At 63.9% G+C, this 15116-nt stretch carries 16 protein-coding genes; 3 read left to right on the forward strand and 13 right to left on the reverse strand.

Annotation, left to right across the window (positions count from 1 at the left end; genetic code table 11):
• Nucleotides 1-17 precede the first annotated feature (17 nt).
• The 10 genes from AB7290_RS05460 to AB7290_RS05505 all read right to left on the reverse strand — a co-directional run bounded on the left by AB7290_RS05460 (nt 18) and on the right by AB7290_RS05505 (nt 8935).
• Entirely contained in the window at nt 18-992 is a 975-nt protein-coding gene (locus tag AB7290_RS05460; RefSeq protein ID WP_063980966.1) for a type II secretion system F family protein, read from the reverse strand.
• A 9-nt stretch (nt 993-1001) separates the two neighbouring features.
• Complete coding sequence (locus AB7290_RS05465) at nt 1002-1979, reverse strand: type II secretion system F family protein (protein WP_063980967.1); 978 nt, start codon at nt 1977-1979, stop codon at nt 1002-1004.
• A gap of 16 nt (nt 1980-1995) precedes the next feature.
• On the reverse strand, nt 1996-3459 hold the full coding sequence (locus AB7290_RS05470; protein WP_071916702.1) for a CpaF family protein: 1464 nt from the start codon (nt 3457-3459) through the stop codon (nt 1996-1998).
• Nucleotides 3460-3480: 21 nt separating this feature from the next.
• Nucleotides 3481-4746 carry an AAA family ATPase gene (locus AB7290_RS05475; RefSeq protein WP_085401885.1) on the reverse strand — a complete coding sequence of 422 codons (1266 nt, stop codon included), beginning with the start codon at nt 4744-4746 and terminating at the stop codon, nt 3481-3483.
• Complete coding sequence (locus AB7290_RS05480; RefSeq protein WP_085401884.1) at nt 4743-5477, reverse strand: CpaD family pilus assembly protein; 735 nt, start codon at nt 5475-5477, stop codon at nt 4743-4745. The genes AB7290_RS05475 and AB7290_RS05480 overlap by 4 nt, the downstream gene beginning before the upstream one ends.
• A gap of 20 nt (nt 5478-5497) precedes the next feature.
• A complete protein-coding gene (locus tag AB7290_RS05485) occupies nt 5498-6973 on the reverse strand; it encodes a type II and III secretion system protein family protein (protein WP_085401900.1) in 1476 nt (491 codons plus the stop codon).
• Nucleotides 6974-6984: 11 nt separating this feature from the next.
• Complete coding sequence (gene cpaB, locus AB7290_RS05490; protein WP_063980971.1) at nt 6985-7779, reverse strand: Flp pilus assembly protein CpaB; 795 nt, start codon at nt 7777-7779, stop codon at nt 6985-6987.
• Between the two features lie 126 nt (nt 7780-7905).
• Nucleotides 7906-8430: an A24 family peptidase gene (locus AB7290_RS05495; protein ID WP_014498226.1), complete on the reverse strand. Its 525-nt coding sequence runs from the start codon at nt 8428-8430 to the stop codon at nt 7906-7908.
• 123 nt (nt 8431-8553) lie between these two features.
• Nucleotides 8554-8700, reverse strand: a complete 147-nt coding sequence (locus tag AB7290_RS05500; protein ID WP_167768029.1) for a hypothetical protein — start codon at nt 8698-8700, stop codon at nt 8554-8556.
• Nucleotides 8701-8770: 70 nt separating this feature from the next.
• Nucleotides 8771-8935: a Flp family type IVb pilin gene (locus AB7290_RS05505; protein WP_014498224.1), complete on the reverse strand. Its 165-nt coding sequence runs from the start codon at nt 8933-8935 to the stop codon at nt 8771-8773.
• Between the two features lie 269 nt (nt 8936-9204).
• Between AB7290_RS05505 and AB7290_RS05510 the strand changes: the two genes are divergently transcribed.
• Entirely contained in the window at nt 9205-10032 is an 828-nt protein-coding gene (locus AB7290_RS05510) for a sterol desaturase family protein (protein WP_085401882.1), read from the forward strand.
• 157 nt (nt 10033-10189) lie between these two features.
• On the forward strand, nt 10190-10687 hold the full coding sequence (locus tag AB7290_RS05515) for a pilus assembly protein N-terminal domain-containing protein (RefSeq protein WP_063980973.1): 498 nt from the start codon (nt 10190-10192) through the stop codon (nt 10685-10687).
• A 203-nt stretch (nt 10688-10890) separates the two neighbouring features.
• Here the strand turns inward: AB7290_RS05515 and AB7290_RS05520 are convergent, their stop codons facing one another.
• The 3 genes from AB7290_RS05520 to AB7290_RS05530 form a co-directional block, all read right to left on the reverse strand.
• Nucleotides 10891-11103 carry a cold-shock protein gene (locus tag AB7290_RS05520; RefSeq protein ID WP_028148374.1) on the reverse strand — a complete coding sequence of 71 codons (213 nt, stop codon included), beginning with the start codon at nt 11101-11103 and terminating at the stop codon, nt 10891-10893.
• 267 nt (nt 11104-11370) lie between these two features.
• On the reverse strand, nt 11371-11658 hold the full coding sequence (gene infA / locus AB7290_RS05525; RefSeq protein WP_008131890.1) for a translation initiation factor IF-1: 288 nt from the start codon (nt 11656-11658) through the stop codon (nt 11371-11373).
• 23 nt (nt 11659-11681) lie between these two features.
• On the reverse strand, nt 11682-13253 hold the full coding sequence (locus AB7290_RS05530) for a DEAD/DEAH box helicase (RefSeq protein ID WP_085401881.1): 1572 nt from the start codon (nt 13251-13253) through the stop codon (nt 11682-11684).
• A gap of 507 nt (nt 13254-13760) precedes the next feature.
• Here AB7290_RS05530 and urtA point away from each other — a divergent pair.
• The gene (urtA, locus tag AB7290_RS05535; RefSeq protein WP_063980975.1) at nt 13761-15083 is read left to right on the forward strand and encodes an urea ABC transporter substrate-binding protein; all 1323 of its coding nucleotides are present in this window, start codon (nt 13761-13763) and stop codon (nt 15081-15083) included.
• Nucleotides 15084-15116 lie beyond the last annotated feature (33 nt).

Genomic DNA, 15116 nt, shown 5'->3' on the forward strand with positions numbered 1-15116 from the left:
CGGTCCGCGTCTCGACGTCAGTGCAGCTCGCTGATCTTGATGCCGGTCGGTCCGAGAATGACGACGAACAGCACCGGCAGGAAGAACAGGATCATCGGCACCGTCAACTTCGGCGGCAGCGCGGCGGCCTTCTTCTCGGCCTCGTTCATGCGCATGTCGCGGTTTTCCTGCGCCATGACGCGCAAGGAATGCCCGAGCGGGGTGCCGTAGCGCTCCGCCTGCTGAAGCGCGAGACACACCGACTTGACGCCCTCGAGCCCGGTGCGCCGCGCCAGGTTCTCATAGGCGACCTTGCGATCCTGCAAATAGGACAGCTCGGCCGTGGTCAGGGTGAACTCCTCGGACAGCGCGATCGACTGGCCCACGATTTCGGTAGCGACCTTGCGGAACGCCATTTCGACCGACATGCCGGATTCGATGCAGATCAGGAGCAGGTCGAGCGCATCGGGGAAGGCGCGCTTGATCGATAGCTGGCGCTTGGAGATCGCATTCTTGAGGAACAGCATGGGCGCCTGAAGGCCGAGATAGGCCGCGCCGATGCAGATGCCGATCTTGATCGGCATCGACTGCTGCATATGCGCGATCAGGAACACGTAGATGATCGAGCCGACGAACAGCACGAGCGGAGCCACCATGCGGGCGAAGAGGAAGGTGATGTAGGGCGCCTGGCCGCGATAGCCCGCCATGATCAGCTTGTCGCGCGCGGCTTCCTGCGCGAGCCATTTGGTGAGGTTGAAGTCCTCGACGACCCGGGAGACGACCTGCTTCGGCGTTTGGCGCAGCGAGACCTTCTCGCTCTTGTTGAGGCGCTCGCGCTCGCGCTGGCGGATGCGCTCGCGCTCGCTCGCCACCGCCTTCATGCGCTTGGCGAGGCCTTCGCCGGCGAAAAGCGGCATCACCAGCGTATAGACGGTGGCGCTGGCGGCGATGGCCGCCAGCAGCATGGTCATGAAGCGGACGTCATGCAGTTTCGAAACGAGGAATTCGACCATACGGCACCATCAGAAATCGAAATTGATCATCTTCTTCATCACCATGATGCCGATCGACATCCAGACGACGCAGCCGACCAGCATGAGCTGGCCGGTCGGATGGGTCCAAAGCAGCGAGATGTAGTGCGGAGTCGTGAGATAGACGAGGAACATCACGATCGGCGGCAGCGAACCGATGATGCCGGCCGAGGCCTTGGCCTCCATCGACATCGCCTGGATCTTTTCCTTCATCTTCTTGCGGTCGCGCAGCACCTTGGAGAGGTTGCCGAGCGCTTCGGAGAGGTTGCCGCCGGATTTTTGCTGGATCGAGATGACGATGCCGAAGAAGTTGGCTTCCGGCAGCGGCATGCGCTCGTACAGACGCGAGCAGGCCTCGCCGAGCGGCATGCCGATCGCCTGGGTCTCGATGATGGCCAGGAACTCGCTGCGCAGCGGCTCGGGCGAGTCGGCGGCGACGACCTTGATCGACTCGAACAGCGGCAGGCCCGCCTTGATGCCGCGAACGATCACGTCGACCGCATCGGGCAGCGCTGCCAGGAATTTGTTTTCGCGTCGCTTCTTCAGGAAGCCCAGCGCCCAGCGCGGCAGGCCGAAGCCGCCGGCAAAGGCAAGGCCGGCGGCGCCAAGCAGGCCGCCGCCGACGAACATGGCGGCCGCGAACAGCACTCCCGCCACGACGGCGGACACGATCCAGAATTTCTGTGGCGTCCAGTCGAGCCCTGCCTGCGACAGGCGAACACCGAGCGGAACGCTCTTCTCCTGCTGGCGCCGCGCCTCGAGATCCTTGAGCGACGTCTCGACCTGCTCGCGGCGCGACCGCTGGCTCTTTTCGGTCTGCTTGGCCGCGGGCGCATCGGCGCGCGCGATCGAGGCACGGCGGTTTTCCGCCTTCCGTTCTCCGGACAGGAGCGGATAAAGGAACACCCAGGCGATGCCGCCGACGGCGGCGGTGGCTAGGAAGGCGAGGGCAAGGACCTGCATGTTCATGGCTGCGCCGATCTGCTCATGTCTTCGGCGCGACTTCCGCCGCATCGAGCGCGGCGGCAAGGCGCTTCTCGTCGCCGTAATAGCGCGCACGCTCCCAGAATTTCGGGCGGCCGATGCCGGTCGAGCGGTGCCGGCCGATGATCTTGCCGTTGGCGTCCTCGCCGACCATGTCGTAGAGGAAGATGTCCTGGGTGATGATGGTGTCGCCTTCCATGCCCATCACCTCGGTGATGTGCGTGATGCGGCGCGAGCCGTCGCGCAGGCGCGCGGCCTGGACGATGACGTCGATCGAAGCGCAGATCATCTCGCGGATGGTGCGCGAGGGCAGTGAGAAGCCGCCCATCGTGATCATGGATTCGCAGCGCGACAGTGCTTCGCGCGGATTGTTGGCGTGGAGCGTGCCCATCGAGCCGTCATGGCCGGTGTTCATGGCCTGGAGCAGGTCGAACGCCTCGGGTCCGCGGACTTCGCCGACGATGATGCGTTCGGGGCGCATACGCAGGCAGTTGCGCACCAATTCGCGCATGGTGACCTGGCCTTCGCCCTCGATGTTGGGCGGACGGGTTTCCAGTCGTACCACGTGCGGCTGCTGGAGCTGGAGCTCGGCCGCGTCTTCGCAGGTGATGATGCGCTCGTCGTGCTCGATGTAGTTGGTCAGGCAGTTGAGCAGCGTGGTCTTGCCGGAGCCGGTGCCGCCGGAGATCAGCACGTTGCAGCGGACGCGGCCGATGATCTGGAGGATTTCCGCGCCCTCCGGCGAGATCGCGCCGAACCTGACCAGCTGATCCAGCGTCAGCTTGTCCTTCCTGAATTTTCGAATGGTGAGCGTGGGCCCGTCGATCGAGAGCGGCGGCACGATGGCGTTGACGCGGGAGCCGTCGGCGAGGCGCGCGTCGCAGATCGGCGAGGATTCGTCGACGCGCCGGCCGACCTGGCTGACGATGCGCTGGCAGATGTTGAGGAGCTGCTGGTTGTCGCGGAAGCGGATGCCGGTGCGCTGGATCTTGCCGGCGACTTCGATGTAGACGGTGTCGGCGCCGTTGACCATGATGTCGGCGATGTCGTCGCGCGACAGCAGAGGCTCCAGCGGGCCGTAGCCGAGAACGTCGTTGCAGATATCGTCGAGCAGCTCTTCCTGCTCGGCGATCGACATCACGATATTCTTGATCGCGATGATCTCGTTGACGATGTCGCGGATTTCCTCGCGCGCGGACTCGGAGTCGAGCTTGGCGAGCTGGGCGAGGTCGATGGCCTCGATCAGCGCACCGAAGATCGTCGCCTTGACCTCGTAGTAATTGTCCGAGCGGCGGGATTCCATGGCCGGCGCCGGCCGTGCGGGGGCAAGCGGCGGCGAGGCGACGGCCGGCGGGGGCGGCGCGCGCGACACCGCAGGCGCCGGAGCCTGGGCAGGCTCTGGCGACACGGCGCCGGGCTTGGGAGCCCGAGTATCGGTGTCTGTTCCGCTACGCTTACCGAACACTTAACAACTCCATGCGGCGGCTTATTTTCCCCGCAACTTGTCAATCAGCGGTGAAAGCAAGGAAGACTTTTGCTTCTTCGTCTCGCTGCGGCCGGTCAGGCGCTGGGCGATCTGAAGGAACATCTCGATCGACTTGTGGTTGGCGGAGATCTCCGCGATCATCTGGCCGTTATTGGCGGCCGAGCCGAAGATCTGCGGCTCGAACGGGATCGAGACGACCGGCTGGCTCTCGATCGCCTTGGCGAACTCGGCGGCGGCAATTTCGGGCCGTTTCGGGACGCCGACCTGGTTCAGGCAGTAGAGCGGAGGCCGATCGTTGGGCCGCGAGGCCTTCAGCAGATCGAACAGGTTCTTGGTGTTGCGCAAATTGGCGAGATCAGGCGCCGCCACGATCAGGATGTCGTCCGCCCCGATCAGGGCGCGCTTGGTCCAGCCCGACCATTGATGCGGAACGTCGAGTACGATGCAGGGCATGGTGGAGCGCAGCGTGTCGAACACGGCGTCGAAGGCGTCGGTGCCGAAATCATAGACCCGGTCGAGCGTCGCCGGCGCCGCCAGCAGGCTGAGATGGTCGGTGCATTTCGATAGCAGGCGGTCGATGAAGGCGGTGTCGACGCGATCCGGCGAGAACACAGCATCCGCGATACCTTGCGGCGGGTCCTGGTTGTAGTCGAGCCCGGCGGTGCCGAAGGCGAGGTCGAGATCGGCGACGACCGAGTCCATTGCGAGGTCGCGCGCGATCGCCCAGGCGACGTTGTGGGAGATGGTGGACGCACCGACGCCGCCCTTGGCGCCGACCACGGCGATGATGCGGCCGACCGCCTTGGCTTCGGGCGCCGAGAACAGGTTGCAGATCGAGCGCACGACGTCGATCGCGCCGACCGGCGCGAGCACGTAGTCGCTGACGCCGCGGCGCACCAGCTCGCGGTAGAGCGTGACGTCGTTGATGCGGCCGATCACGACCACGCGGGTGCCGGCGTCGCAGACCGTGGCGAGATGGTCGAGGCCGGTCAGAAGATCGTTGCGGCCGTCGCTCTCAAGCACGATCACGTTCGGCGTCGGCGCCGAGCGGTAGGCTTCGATCGCCGCCGCCATGCCGCCCATCTGGATCTTCAGATGGGCCTTGCCGAGACGACGGTCCTCGCCGGCCGACTGCACCGCGGCAGCGGTCTCGACGGTCTCGCAGAAAGCCTGGACCGACACGCGCGGCGAGGGAGCAATATGCTCCTCGACCGGCGTCGGCGCCTCGGGCTGCTCTTGTTGAGTCTGGCGAGCGTAGCTGATCATTTGCCGGTGTCGCTGAGTTTGGCCTTCTCGGCCTCAGGATAGGTGGTCGCCGTCGTCGTTCCCTTGCGATACTTCTCGAAGGCCGTGGTGCGACGCGCCGTATAGGACGGCGTTTCAGGCCGCGGCTGCTCGAGGTCCGACGGATTGTCGATCATCGCCGCCATGTTGCGCTGATAGGCGCAGCCGTAATTGTAATAGTCCTTGTTCTCGAACCAGCTCTTGTTCTTCATCGAGGGGCCGATGTCGTCCGGCCACAGGCCACAGGGACCGGCGACCGCGGCGATCTTGGAATAGGTGAGCCGGATCGGCGGCAGGAAGCGCCTGTCTTCCGGCTGGTAGGGGCGAATGTTGACGCCGCGCGGCGGAACGCCCGCACCCGCCAGCATCGCCTGGATCTCGCGCATCGTGTCCGCGACCGGACGCGCGTTGGGCGTACCGGACGGCACGTCGATGCGGATGGCGCCGGTGCCTTCGTGCAGCCAGGCCGAGGCGACGCCCATCACGTCGGCGCGCTGGGCGGCGGTCAATCCGCCGCGGGCGTGGCCGACGAAGACAACGATCGAGCGGTTCTGCTCCTCGATCGCGATCGGATGGCGCTGCTTGTAATCGTCGGGGATGGAGGCCGTGACCGCTTCGTTGTGCTGGCAGCCGCCGAGGGCGAGCGCCATGCCGACGAGCGCGCCACCGAAACGGATGGCGCGTTTGCGAATCTGGGGTGGTGCTGTGATCATCGTGAAATCCCCGTTCCGCCTCAGTCGGTAATGAAGCCGTAGGTGCCGCGGTAGTTCTTGGCCGGTTCGGTCCGGCCGGGCACGCCGTAGATGCGGTTGATATTGCCGAGCAGCTCGGCCTGCGGGTCTGCAGGCGCGGCGAAGCCGTCATCCGGCCGCGACAGGTCCTTTGGCGACGCGGCGCGAACGACATAAGGTGTCACGATCACCACCAGCTCGGTCGCGTTGTTGACGAAGTCACGGCTGCGGAACAGCGTACCGAGGATCGGGAGCTGCATCAGTCCCGGCAACCCGCTGACCGCCTGCTTGGTCTGCTGCTGGATCAGGCCGGCCATGGCCATCGCGCCGCCGGAGGGAATTTCGAGCGAGGTTTCGGCGCGGCGGGTCTTGATCGAGGGCACCGTCAGCGAGTTCACCGAGTTCGAGGTCACAGCCTGCGACAGCGTGATCGAATTTTCGTTCGACAGTTCCGAGACCTCGGTCATCACGCGCAGGCTGATCTTGCCCTCGCTCAGCACGATGGGGGTGAAGTTGAGCGAGATACCGAACTTCTTGAAGCTGATCTGGGTGGTACAGACATGCGTGGTGGGATCGCACGCATAGCCCGCTGGTACCGGGAATTCGCCGCCGGCGATGAAGGTCGCGGACTCACCGGAGATCGCGGTCAGGTTCGGCTCGGCCAGCGTCCGGATGACGCCGGCGCTCTCCATCGCGCGCAGGGTCGCCTGCACCGACGGCGTCGCGCCGAACTTCGTGGTCAGGGCGTTGCCGTCCACCAGGTTCTTGCCGAGAGCCGTGAAGGGGTTGGAGTTGGTGAAGCTCACCACTGAGGTGCCGTAGTTCAGGTTCGCGGTGAGATCGATGCCAAGCTGCTTGATGATGGTGCGCGCGACTTCGGCGACGGTCACCTTCAGCATGACCTGGTCGCGGCCGCGGACCACGATCGAGTTCACCACCTTTTCGGCACCGCCGGCGAGGCGCGCGGCGAGATCATTGGCCTGCTGCGCTTCCAGCGGGTTCGCCGCCGAGCCGGTCAGGACGACACCGTCGCCGAGGCCGTCGATCTGGATGTCGGAATTGGGCAGGACCTGCTTGAGCGCTGCGCGCAGGCCGTTGAGGTCGCGCTTGACCGCGATGTCATAGGCCGCGATCTGCTGGCCGGCGGAATCGAAGAACACGATGTTGGTCTGGCCGACCGAGGCGCCGATGATGTAGGCGCGCTGCGACGAGCGGACCACCGCATTGGCGATCTTGGGATCGGCGACGAGCACGTCCTTGATGTCGCGCGGCAGATCGATCACGATCGACTTGCCGACGCCGAGCGAGAGGAAGCGTGCGTTCATCTGACCGTCGGCCGCGACCTGCGCCACGGGGCGGTAGTCGGCGGCGATCGCCGGGGTGAGCACCGGGTTGAGGGTCAGCGCGAAGGCGGCCGATAACGACAGGGCGCGGACCATTGAGGTTCGCATCGTCGCCAAATCTGCCCTGCATTTCATATCGACAGTCCTCATCGTGCCTTCGCCGTCGCGCTTGGGATGCCGTAGCGAATGATCGAAACGCCATCGCGCTTCGCGGAATCATCGAGCGTGATCTCGCTCATCTTGACGTCGGCGATGCTGCGCAGCGCCAGCGACAGCGTGCCGCTCTGCCGGGCCGCGGAGAGCGTCGCCGTCTGCGCGGGATTGAGCTCGAGCGTGACAGTCTTGCCCACCACGGCGTTCTGGCCGTCCTTTTCCTTCGGCGCCTGGTCGATGGCCAGCACGCGGACGTTGGCCAGGATGATCTCGGACGTGACGATGTCCTGGGCGCCGGCGCCCTGGTCGGCGTTCTTGAGGCGGCGCGTCAGAAGCACGTCGACGCGGTCGTTGGGCAGGATGAAGCCGCCCGCGCCGGTCTCCGGCGAGATCTCGGTCGAGATCGCGCGCATGCCGGTCGGCAGGATCGCCGCCATGAAGCCGGAGCCCTCGGCCCTGACCAGCTTCTGGTCGCGGATCGGCTCACCCTGGATGAAGGGCGCGCGGGCGATCGAGCCGATGACCTGGGTTGCGCCCTCGGGGCGCTCGTTGCGGCGGATGAAGGTGGAGCTGGCGGTCGCAGCCGGCCAGGTCTGCCATTGCACGTCTTCCGGCTTCACGGTCTGGCCGAGGCCGATGTCGTTCTTGGCGACCAGGACGTCGACGGTCGGAAGCTGTGCGACCGGAGCCGCCGGTGGCGGCGCAGAGTCCGAGCCGCTCGCCAGGTACGCGGCGACACCGCCGGCGCAGATGGCGACCGTCAGGACGACAATGCGTGCCCTATTCATACGCTTCACTTTCCACAAAACGCAGCGACGCAGCCGCCGCCGTAATCGGCAGTTGACCAGCTATTCGTCAAAGCATGGTTAATGAGGCGTATCTAAATCGGCTTAACGCCGGCTTACCCGGTGCGTTCAGCGCAGTGCGAGGTGAGCGAGGTCGATCGCCTTCACCCATTCGGTCTCCGGATAGACCATCAGCGCGCCGAGCGTGAGCGCGATGCCGTAAGGAATGCCGCTCTCCTTGTCGTGCAGCCGTGCCAGCCAGGCCTGGCCCGCCAGCCCGTAAGGCAATGGCCATTGCCGGAACTGGAGCAGGAGCAGCGTCAGGGCTCCGCCGAACAGCGAGGCGTAGAGCAGGAAATCCATCAATTGCGCGAAGCCGAACCAGAGCGCGACCGAAGCCGCAACCTTGGCGTCGCCGCCGCCCATCCAGCCCATCGCAAAGCAGCCGAAGGCCACGACGAGGAGCAGTGCGCCGGCGCCGACATGGCTCAGCATCTCGTAAGGTGCCATGCCACCGGCGAACGCGAGCACGAAGAAGCCCGCGATCAGCGCCAGCGACACGCGGTTCGAGATGGTCATCGTGAAGAGATCGCTCGCGGCGGCGAAGGCCATCAGGGCCGGGAAGAGCAGAAGGCGCGCAAGGTCGAGGATCATGGGCGGCGTCTTGAGCTTGGGTTCATCGCGGGATCGGGGTGTCGCCGCATGCTAGCCGGCAGTGCTAAACAAACCGACAACGGCGGCAGCGGCGCTGCGAGCAGGGACCTGCCGGAGACGCACTCACCAGATGCTGGCAATGCGCGCGGCGAGGACGGCCGTCGCGAGCAGCAGCGCAAGGCAAACCCAGTACGCCGGCGAAGAGGTCTCGGCCGCCTCCGCCTCGCTCGCCGCAACCGCGGCTTCGGTTCTGTACTCGCGTAACGCCACTGGAACTCGCCGCATTCAGAAAAACAAAGGCCCCGGAGGTCCGGGGCTTTTGCCGTCGTTGATCGGTTGCTTACTTCAGCGAGGAGCTGATCGAGCCGAACTTGGTGTTCAGCGAGCTGCCGAGGTTGTTGACGACGGTGATGATGGCCAGTGCGATGCCGGCGGCAATCAGGCCGTATTCGATGGCGGTGGCGCCGGATTCATCCTTCGCGAAACGCGCAATCAGGTTCTTCATGAACTAAACTCCGTCTGGGGTGTGATCGCCTCGTTCGGCGCTGTGCTTGACGCGATAAACATGAGATCCGAGCTCTTTCGGTAGAGTTAATTCGATCGGGCAAACCCGCTTCCAGCCCGATGCTTTTGCCCAGAGTGAATTTGGCCTTAAGGACGCAATCGAAATTCTTCCTGTTCCAAATGCGCCCCAAGCGCGCCGTGGACTTCACCCTCCCTTAAATTTCGGGGAGTAGGCCTAAGCGGGATCAGAAGTTTGGAAGAGAGGCGACGATGTCGAGCCTGCCCATGCAAGTTGCCTTGATGCTCGGCGAGACCATCCAGAAGATGGTCCCCGTCACCTTCGTGCTCGCGGCGGTCTTCACCGTGCTCGAGCATTTCTGGGCCTGCAATCCCGGCGCGCCGTGGTGGCGCAAGCGCGAGATCCTCACCGACATCTGCTACTGGTTCTTCGTTCCGGTGTTCGCCCGCACCATGCGGATCGGACTATTGATCGTCGGTGCCGGTGCCGTCTTCAACATCCACGATGCCGACGACCTGATCGCCTTCTACGACAACGGCCATGGCCCGCTGGCGCAGTTGCCGCTGTGGGTACAGGGCATACTGTTCCTGGTGCTGTCTGACTTCATGTTGTACTGGCTGCACCGGCTGTTCCACGACGGCGGATTCTGGAAGTACCACGCCATCCATCATTCGTCGGAGGAGATCGGGTGGATTTCCGCGGCCCGCTTTCATCCCGTCAATCTCATGCTCGGGACGATCGGCGTCGACGTCGTGCTGCTGATGGCCGGCATCTCCCCGAACGTCATGATCTGGCTCGGTCCGTTCACCACCTTCCATTCGGCCTTCGTGCACGCCAACCTGAACTGGACCTTCGGGCCGTTCAAATATGTGCTGGCGACGCCGGTGTTCCACCGCTGGCACCACACCGCGCTCGAAGAGGGCGGTGACACCAATTTTGCCGGGACGTTTCCGATCTGGGACGTGCTGTTCGGCACCTTCCGCATGCCGGAGGGGAAACTGCCGCAGGACTACGGCAAGGACGAAGCGACCATGCCGAAGGAGATCGGGGGCCAGCTCGCCTATCCGTTCCGCCAGTAAGGGATCTTCTGAGGCAGCAAAGCGCCAGTCCGTTCAAACAATAGTCGGCGAGTTTGCGGAACGTTCACGAATTAAGGGCAGGTTAGCCGGGTCGGGCACCGGCTCCGCTGTGTATCGAATCGCTTCTGCCGGTTTGTGACGTCCCGGGGGTAAGAATATGCGTAAAGAGTTGCTGCGCCGTCATGCGCGCGTTTGTCTTCTGGTTGCGGCTGCGGTGCTGGCATCGCCGGCCGCCAGCCTTGCCGAGGCGACCGCCGACACCATCGCCGTCAATGTCGACCAGGCCAAGCTGGTCCGGCTGCCCGGCAAGGTGGCGACCATCGTGGTCGGCAATCCCCTGATCGCCGACGTCACGCTCCAGCCCGGCGGCATGATCGTCGTGACCGGGAAGGGCTACGGTGCCACCAATTTCATCGCGCTCGACCGAGGCGGTGAGATCCTGGTCGACCGTCAGATCCAGGTCGAAGGTCCGAGCGACCGGCTCGTCACCGTCTATCGCGGGGTCGAGCGCGAATCCTACAGCTGCATGCCGCTGTGCCAGCGCCGCGTGACGCTCGGCGACAGCGACAACTATTTCAACAACACGATGAGCCAGGCCGGTTCGTTGAGCAACAACGCCAGCGGCAATGCTGGCGCGGCCGCCAAAACGAACTAGCAGGACGAACTCGCAAGACGAACTGGCAAGACGAACTGGCAAGACCGACGCGTCGTCCAGTTGCGTCTACGACAGCGCGGATGCGGCCGGTACGACCTGCTGAGTCCATCCGCTCTTTCGGACATGAAAAAAGGCCGTGCGTTGCGCACGGCCTTTTCCTGTTGCTTGCTCGCTAGAGCCGTCCGGGCCAAAGGCCCGTGGGCTCAACCGGCGGCGCGGAGGTTGTCCGCTGCCGACTTGCCGGAACGACGGTCGGCCACGATCTCGTAAGAGACCTTCTGACCTTCACGCAGCGTGCCGAGACCGGCGCGCTCGACGGCGCTGATGTGTACGAAGACGTCCTGGCCGCCATCGTCGGGCTGGATGAAGCCAAAGCCCTTGGTCGCGTTAAACCACTTCACGGTTCCCATGCTCACGGGGTAGTTCCTTCTCAGATGTGCAGTGTCGAAGCCTACTTTCGCAGGCGGGTTAGATCGAGTTTCTGGAAGGGTCGTCAGCGTGTCTGAACCGGCTGTACCGGTGGATGCCAATGTCGTCCGGCCGAAAATCGATGAGTGATTTTATTGGAATTAAGGCACCAAAACAATCCTGACGTGCACGATTTTTTGATCCGCCGCGATCGACACGGCGGATCAGCATACAGGTCAGAATTTTAGTTCCGCGACCGATGTGCTGGAAGCGGATCAACGGCGGCGGAACTGGCCACCGCGCTGTCCGGGACGGGGAGGCCCGCCCACGCCACTCGGACGTTCGTCCTTGTGGCGGAAAATCAGCCGGCCCTTCTCGAGGTCGTAGGGCGACATTTCCACAGTCACGCGGTCACCCGCCAGCGTCTTGATGCGGTTCTTCTTCATCTTGCCGGCGGTGTAGGCGACGATCTCGTGCCCGGCGTCGAGCTGCACGCGGTAGCGCGCGTCGGGGAGGATTTCGGTGACCAGTCCTTCGAACTGGATCAGCTCTTCCTTAGCCATGAATTTCTCCAGGTCGTGGACGGCTAGTGCGAATAGGGTTTGCGGGTCGGTTGGCCCATCGGCCGACTCTCGCGGCGTAAAAAGGCCACGCCTTGTATCCCATCGGGCTTGCCGGCGCTATGCGCGGAACGCTGTTCCGGGCGCTCGGTTGGGGAAGAATGCGTCTTACCACCGGACCGTTGGCGGCGAGACCCCTTCGAGACCTTCTGGCTACCACCGGGACGTCCGTCAACATGCCTTCCGTCACCGTGCCGACCTTCGCCGGGCCTTCCGTCGCCATGCTTGCCGGCGCTATGGTGGCGTCCGTCGGCATGCCTTTCGTCGCTGCGTCGTCCGTCAGTGTGACGTCCCTCACCATGCCTTGCGCCTTGCGGGCGCTGGCCCGGGCGGCCCGGCCGGCCCTGTCGTTGCTGCGGCGGGGGCGGGCCCGCATCGCGGCGCCCGGCATCGGTGCGGTGATCCTCACGCGATAGCGTTACCTTGATCAGCCGCTCGATGTCGCGGAGATAGCTCAGTTCCTCGCCGCCGGCGACCAGCGAGATCGCGGTGCCTTCGGCACCGGCACGCGCGGTGCGCCCGATGCGGTGCACATAGGTCTCCGGCACGTTCGGCAGGTCGAAATTGATGACGTGGCTGATGCCGTCGACATCGATACCGCGGGCCGCGATGTCGGTGGCGACCAGGGTGCGGATTTCGCCGGAACGGAACTGGGCGAGCGTCCGCTCGCGATGGTTCTGTGACTTGTTGCCATGGATGGCGCTGGCGGCGATGCCAGCCTTCTCAAGTGTCTTCACGACCTTGTCGGCACCATGCTTGGTGCGGGTGAAGACCAGCGCGCGATTGACCGGCTCGTCCTTCAGGAGCTTGGTCAGGAAGGCGGGCTTGGCGGAGAAATCGACCTGGATGATGCGCTGGTTGATCCGCTCGGCGGTCGAGGACACCGGGGTCACCGCAACGCGGGCGGGGTCCCGCAGCATCGCGTCGGCGAGCTCGGCGATGTCCTTCGGCATGGTGGCCGAGAAGAACAGCGTCTGCCGCCTGATCGGCAGCTTGGCGACGATTTTGCGGATATCGTTGATGAAGCCCATGTCGAGCATGCGATCGGCCTCGTCGAGCACGAGGAATTCGACGCTTCCAAGCTTCAGTCCGTTGCTCTGCACGAGGTCGAGCAGCCGGCCGGGGGTCGCCACCAAAACCTCGAGGCCAGGCATCAGCGCGCGAACCTGGCGGCCCATCGGCACGCCGCCGATGGCGAGTGTCGAGGACAGCCGGATGTGGCGGCCGTAGGCGTTGAAGCTATCGAGGATCTGGCCGGACAGCTCGCGGGTGGGCGAGAGCACCAGCACCCGGCAGGTCTTCGGCTGCGGCTTGATGCGGTTCTCGAGCAGGCGGTGCAGGATCGGCAGCGCGAAGGACGCGGTCTTGCCGGTGCCGGTCTGGGCGATGCCGACGACGTCGCGGCCGGTCAGCGCCGTGGGAATCGTCTGGGCCTGGATGGGGGTGGGGGTGACGTAATTCTCTTCGGCGAGAGCACGCGCGATGGGTTCGGCAAGGCCGAAGTCCTGAAAGGAAGTCAAAAGATGGGTTCTTTCCATGTCGAAAGCGGGCGCCCAGCGCAATCAGCGGGGCACGCGCAATAAGGGTGTCGAATGGACACCTGCGTGTTTGGGGTGTCGGATGGCTTGATGGGATGGGGCAAGCCAGAGGCCCGGAAAGGGCTTAAGAACACGCGGCTCGCTACGACCCCTTGATTCGCAAGAGGTCTCGAACCTCCATATGGAACATTCAGGGGACGGTTTCAAGGCAACGCGGCCTCAAACCGCGATTGCAGTGCAGAAATAGTTATGCCGGAAATTTAGACAGGGTTGCTGTTTTGCTTAAAAAATAACCTGTCTGCCGCATTGGCATACATTTTACTCGCCTAAGATTTGGGCAATTGGACTGCGGCGAAAGTTGGATTGCAGCGAAATTATATAATCTGACCAATAGGTTGGCATGTGCCCAGCCCATGGCATGGTTCTTGCGATTCCGTTAATCGCAGGCGGCCGTGGGGCCGTTTCGCAGCGTCTTTTTCACGTCTGCGTCAGGGAGATGATACATCCATGCTTAACAAATCCACTCACGATATAGCGGCGTCATTTAGCCGCCGTGGCGTTCTCGCCGCGACCGCCGGACTGATGATGGGTCTGGCTTCATTGACCGGCGCAAAGGCCGCGGACGACACCATCAAGGTCGGCGTCCTTCATTCTCTCTCCGGCACCATGGCCATCAGCGAAACCACGCTGAAGGACACCATCCTCTTCCTCATCGACGAGCAGAACAAGAAGGGCGGCGTCAACGGCAAGAAGCTCGAAGCCGTCGTGGTCGATCCTGCCTCGAACTGGCCGCTGTTCGCCGAAAAGGCGCGCGAGCTGATCACCAAGGACAAGGTCGCGGTCGTGTTCGGCTGCTGGACCTCGGTGTCGCGCAAGTCCGTGCTCCCGGTCTTCAAGGAGCTGAACAGCATCCTGTTCTACCCCGTGCAGTACGAGGGCGAGGAGAGCGAGCGCAACGTGTTCTACACGGGTGCTGCGCCGAACCAGCAGGCGATCCCCGCCGTCGACTATCTGATGAAGGACGAGAAGGTGAAGCGCTGGGTGCTCGCGGGCACCGACTACGTCTATCCGCGCACCACCAACAAGATCCTGGAAGCCTACCTGAAGTCGAAGGGTGTCGCCCAGGAAGACATCATGATCAACTACACGCCGTTCGGTCACTCCGACTGGCAGACGATCGTGGCCGACATCAAGAAGTTCGGCTCGGCCGGCAAGAAGACCGCGGTGGTTTCGACCATCAACGGCGACGCCAACGTTCCCTTCTACAAGGAGCTCGGCAACCAGGGCATCAAGGCCAAGGACATCCCGGTGGTCGCGTTCTCGGTGGGTGAGGAAGAGCTCGCCGGCATCGACACCAAGCCGCTGCTCGGTCATCTTGCCGCCTGGAACTACTTCCAGTCGATCAAGTCGCCCGAGAACGAGAAGTTCATCAAGGCCTGGCAGACCTACACCAAGAACCCGAAGCGCGTGACCAACGATCCGATGGAAGCGCACGTCATCGGTTTCGACATGTGGGTCAAGGCGGTCGAGAAGGTGAAGTCGACCGATCCGGACAAGGTGATCGACGCGCTGCCCGGCATCGAAGCCAAGAACCTGACCGGCGGCACCTCCAAGATGCTTCCGAACCATCACATCACCAAGCCGGTGTTCATTGGCGAAATCAAAGCCAACGGCCAGTTCGACGTGGTGTGGAAGACCCCGGGTCTTGTCGCAGGCGACGCCTGGTCGAAGGAGCTCGATGGCTCCAAGGACCTAGTCGGCGACTGGGTCGGCAAGAAGTGCGGCAACTTCAACACCAAGACCAACAAGTGCCTCGGCTCGGGCTCCTGATCCCGATCTGTCGGTTCATTGCACGACGGGAGG

Source organism: Bradyrhizobium sp. 613_E4_N2_2, assembly GCF_052075995.1.
In the GTDB taxonomy this organism is placed as follows: Bacteria; Pseudomonadota; Alphaproteobacteria; order Rhizobiales; family Xanthobacteraceae; genus Bradyrhizobium; species Bradyrhizobium barranii.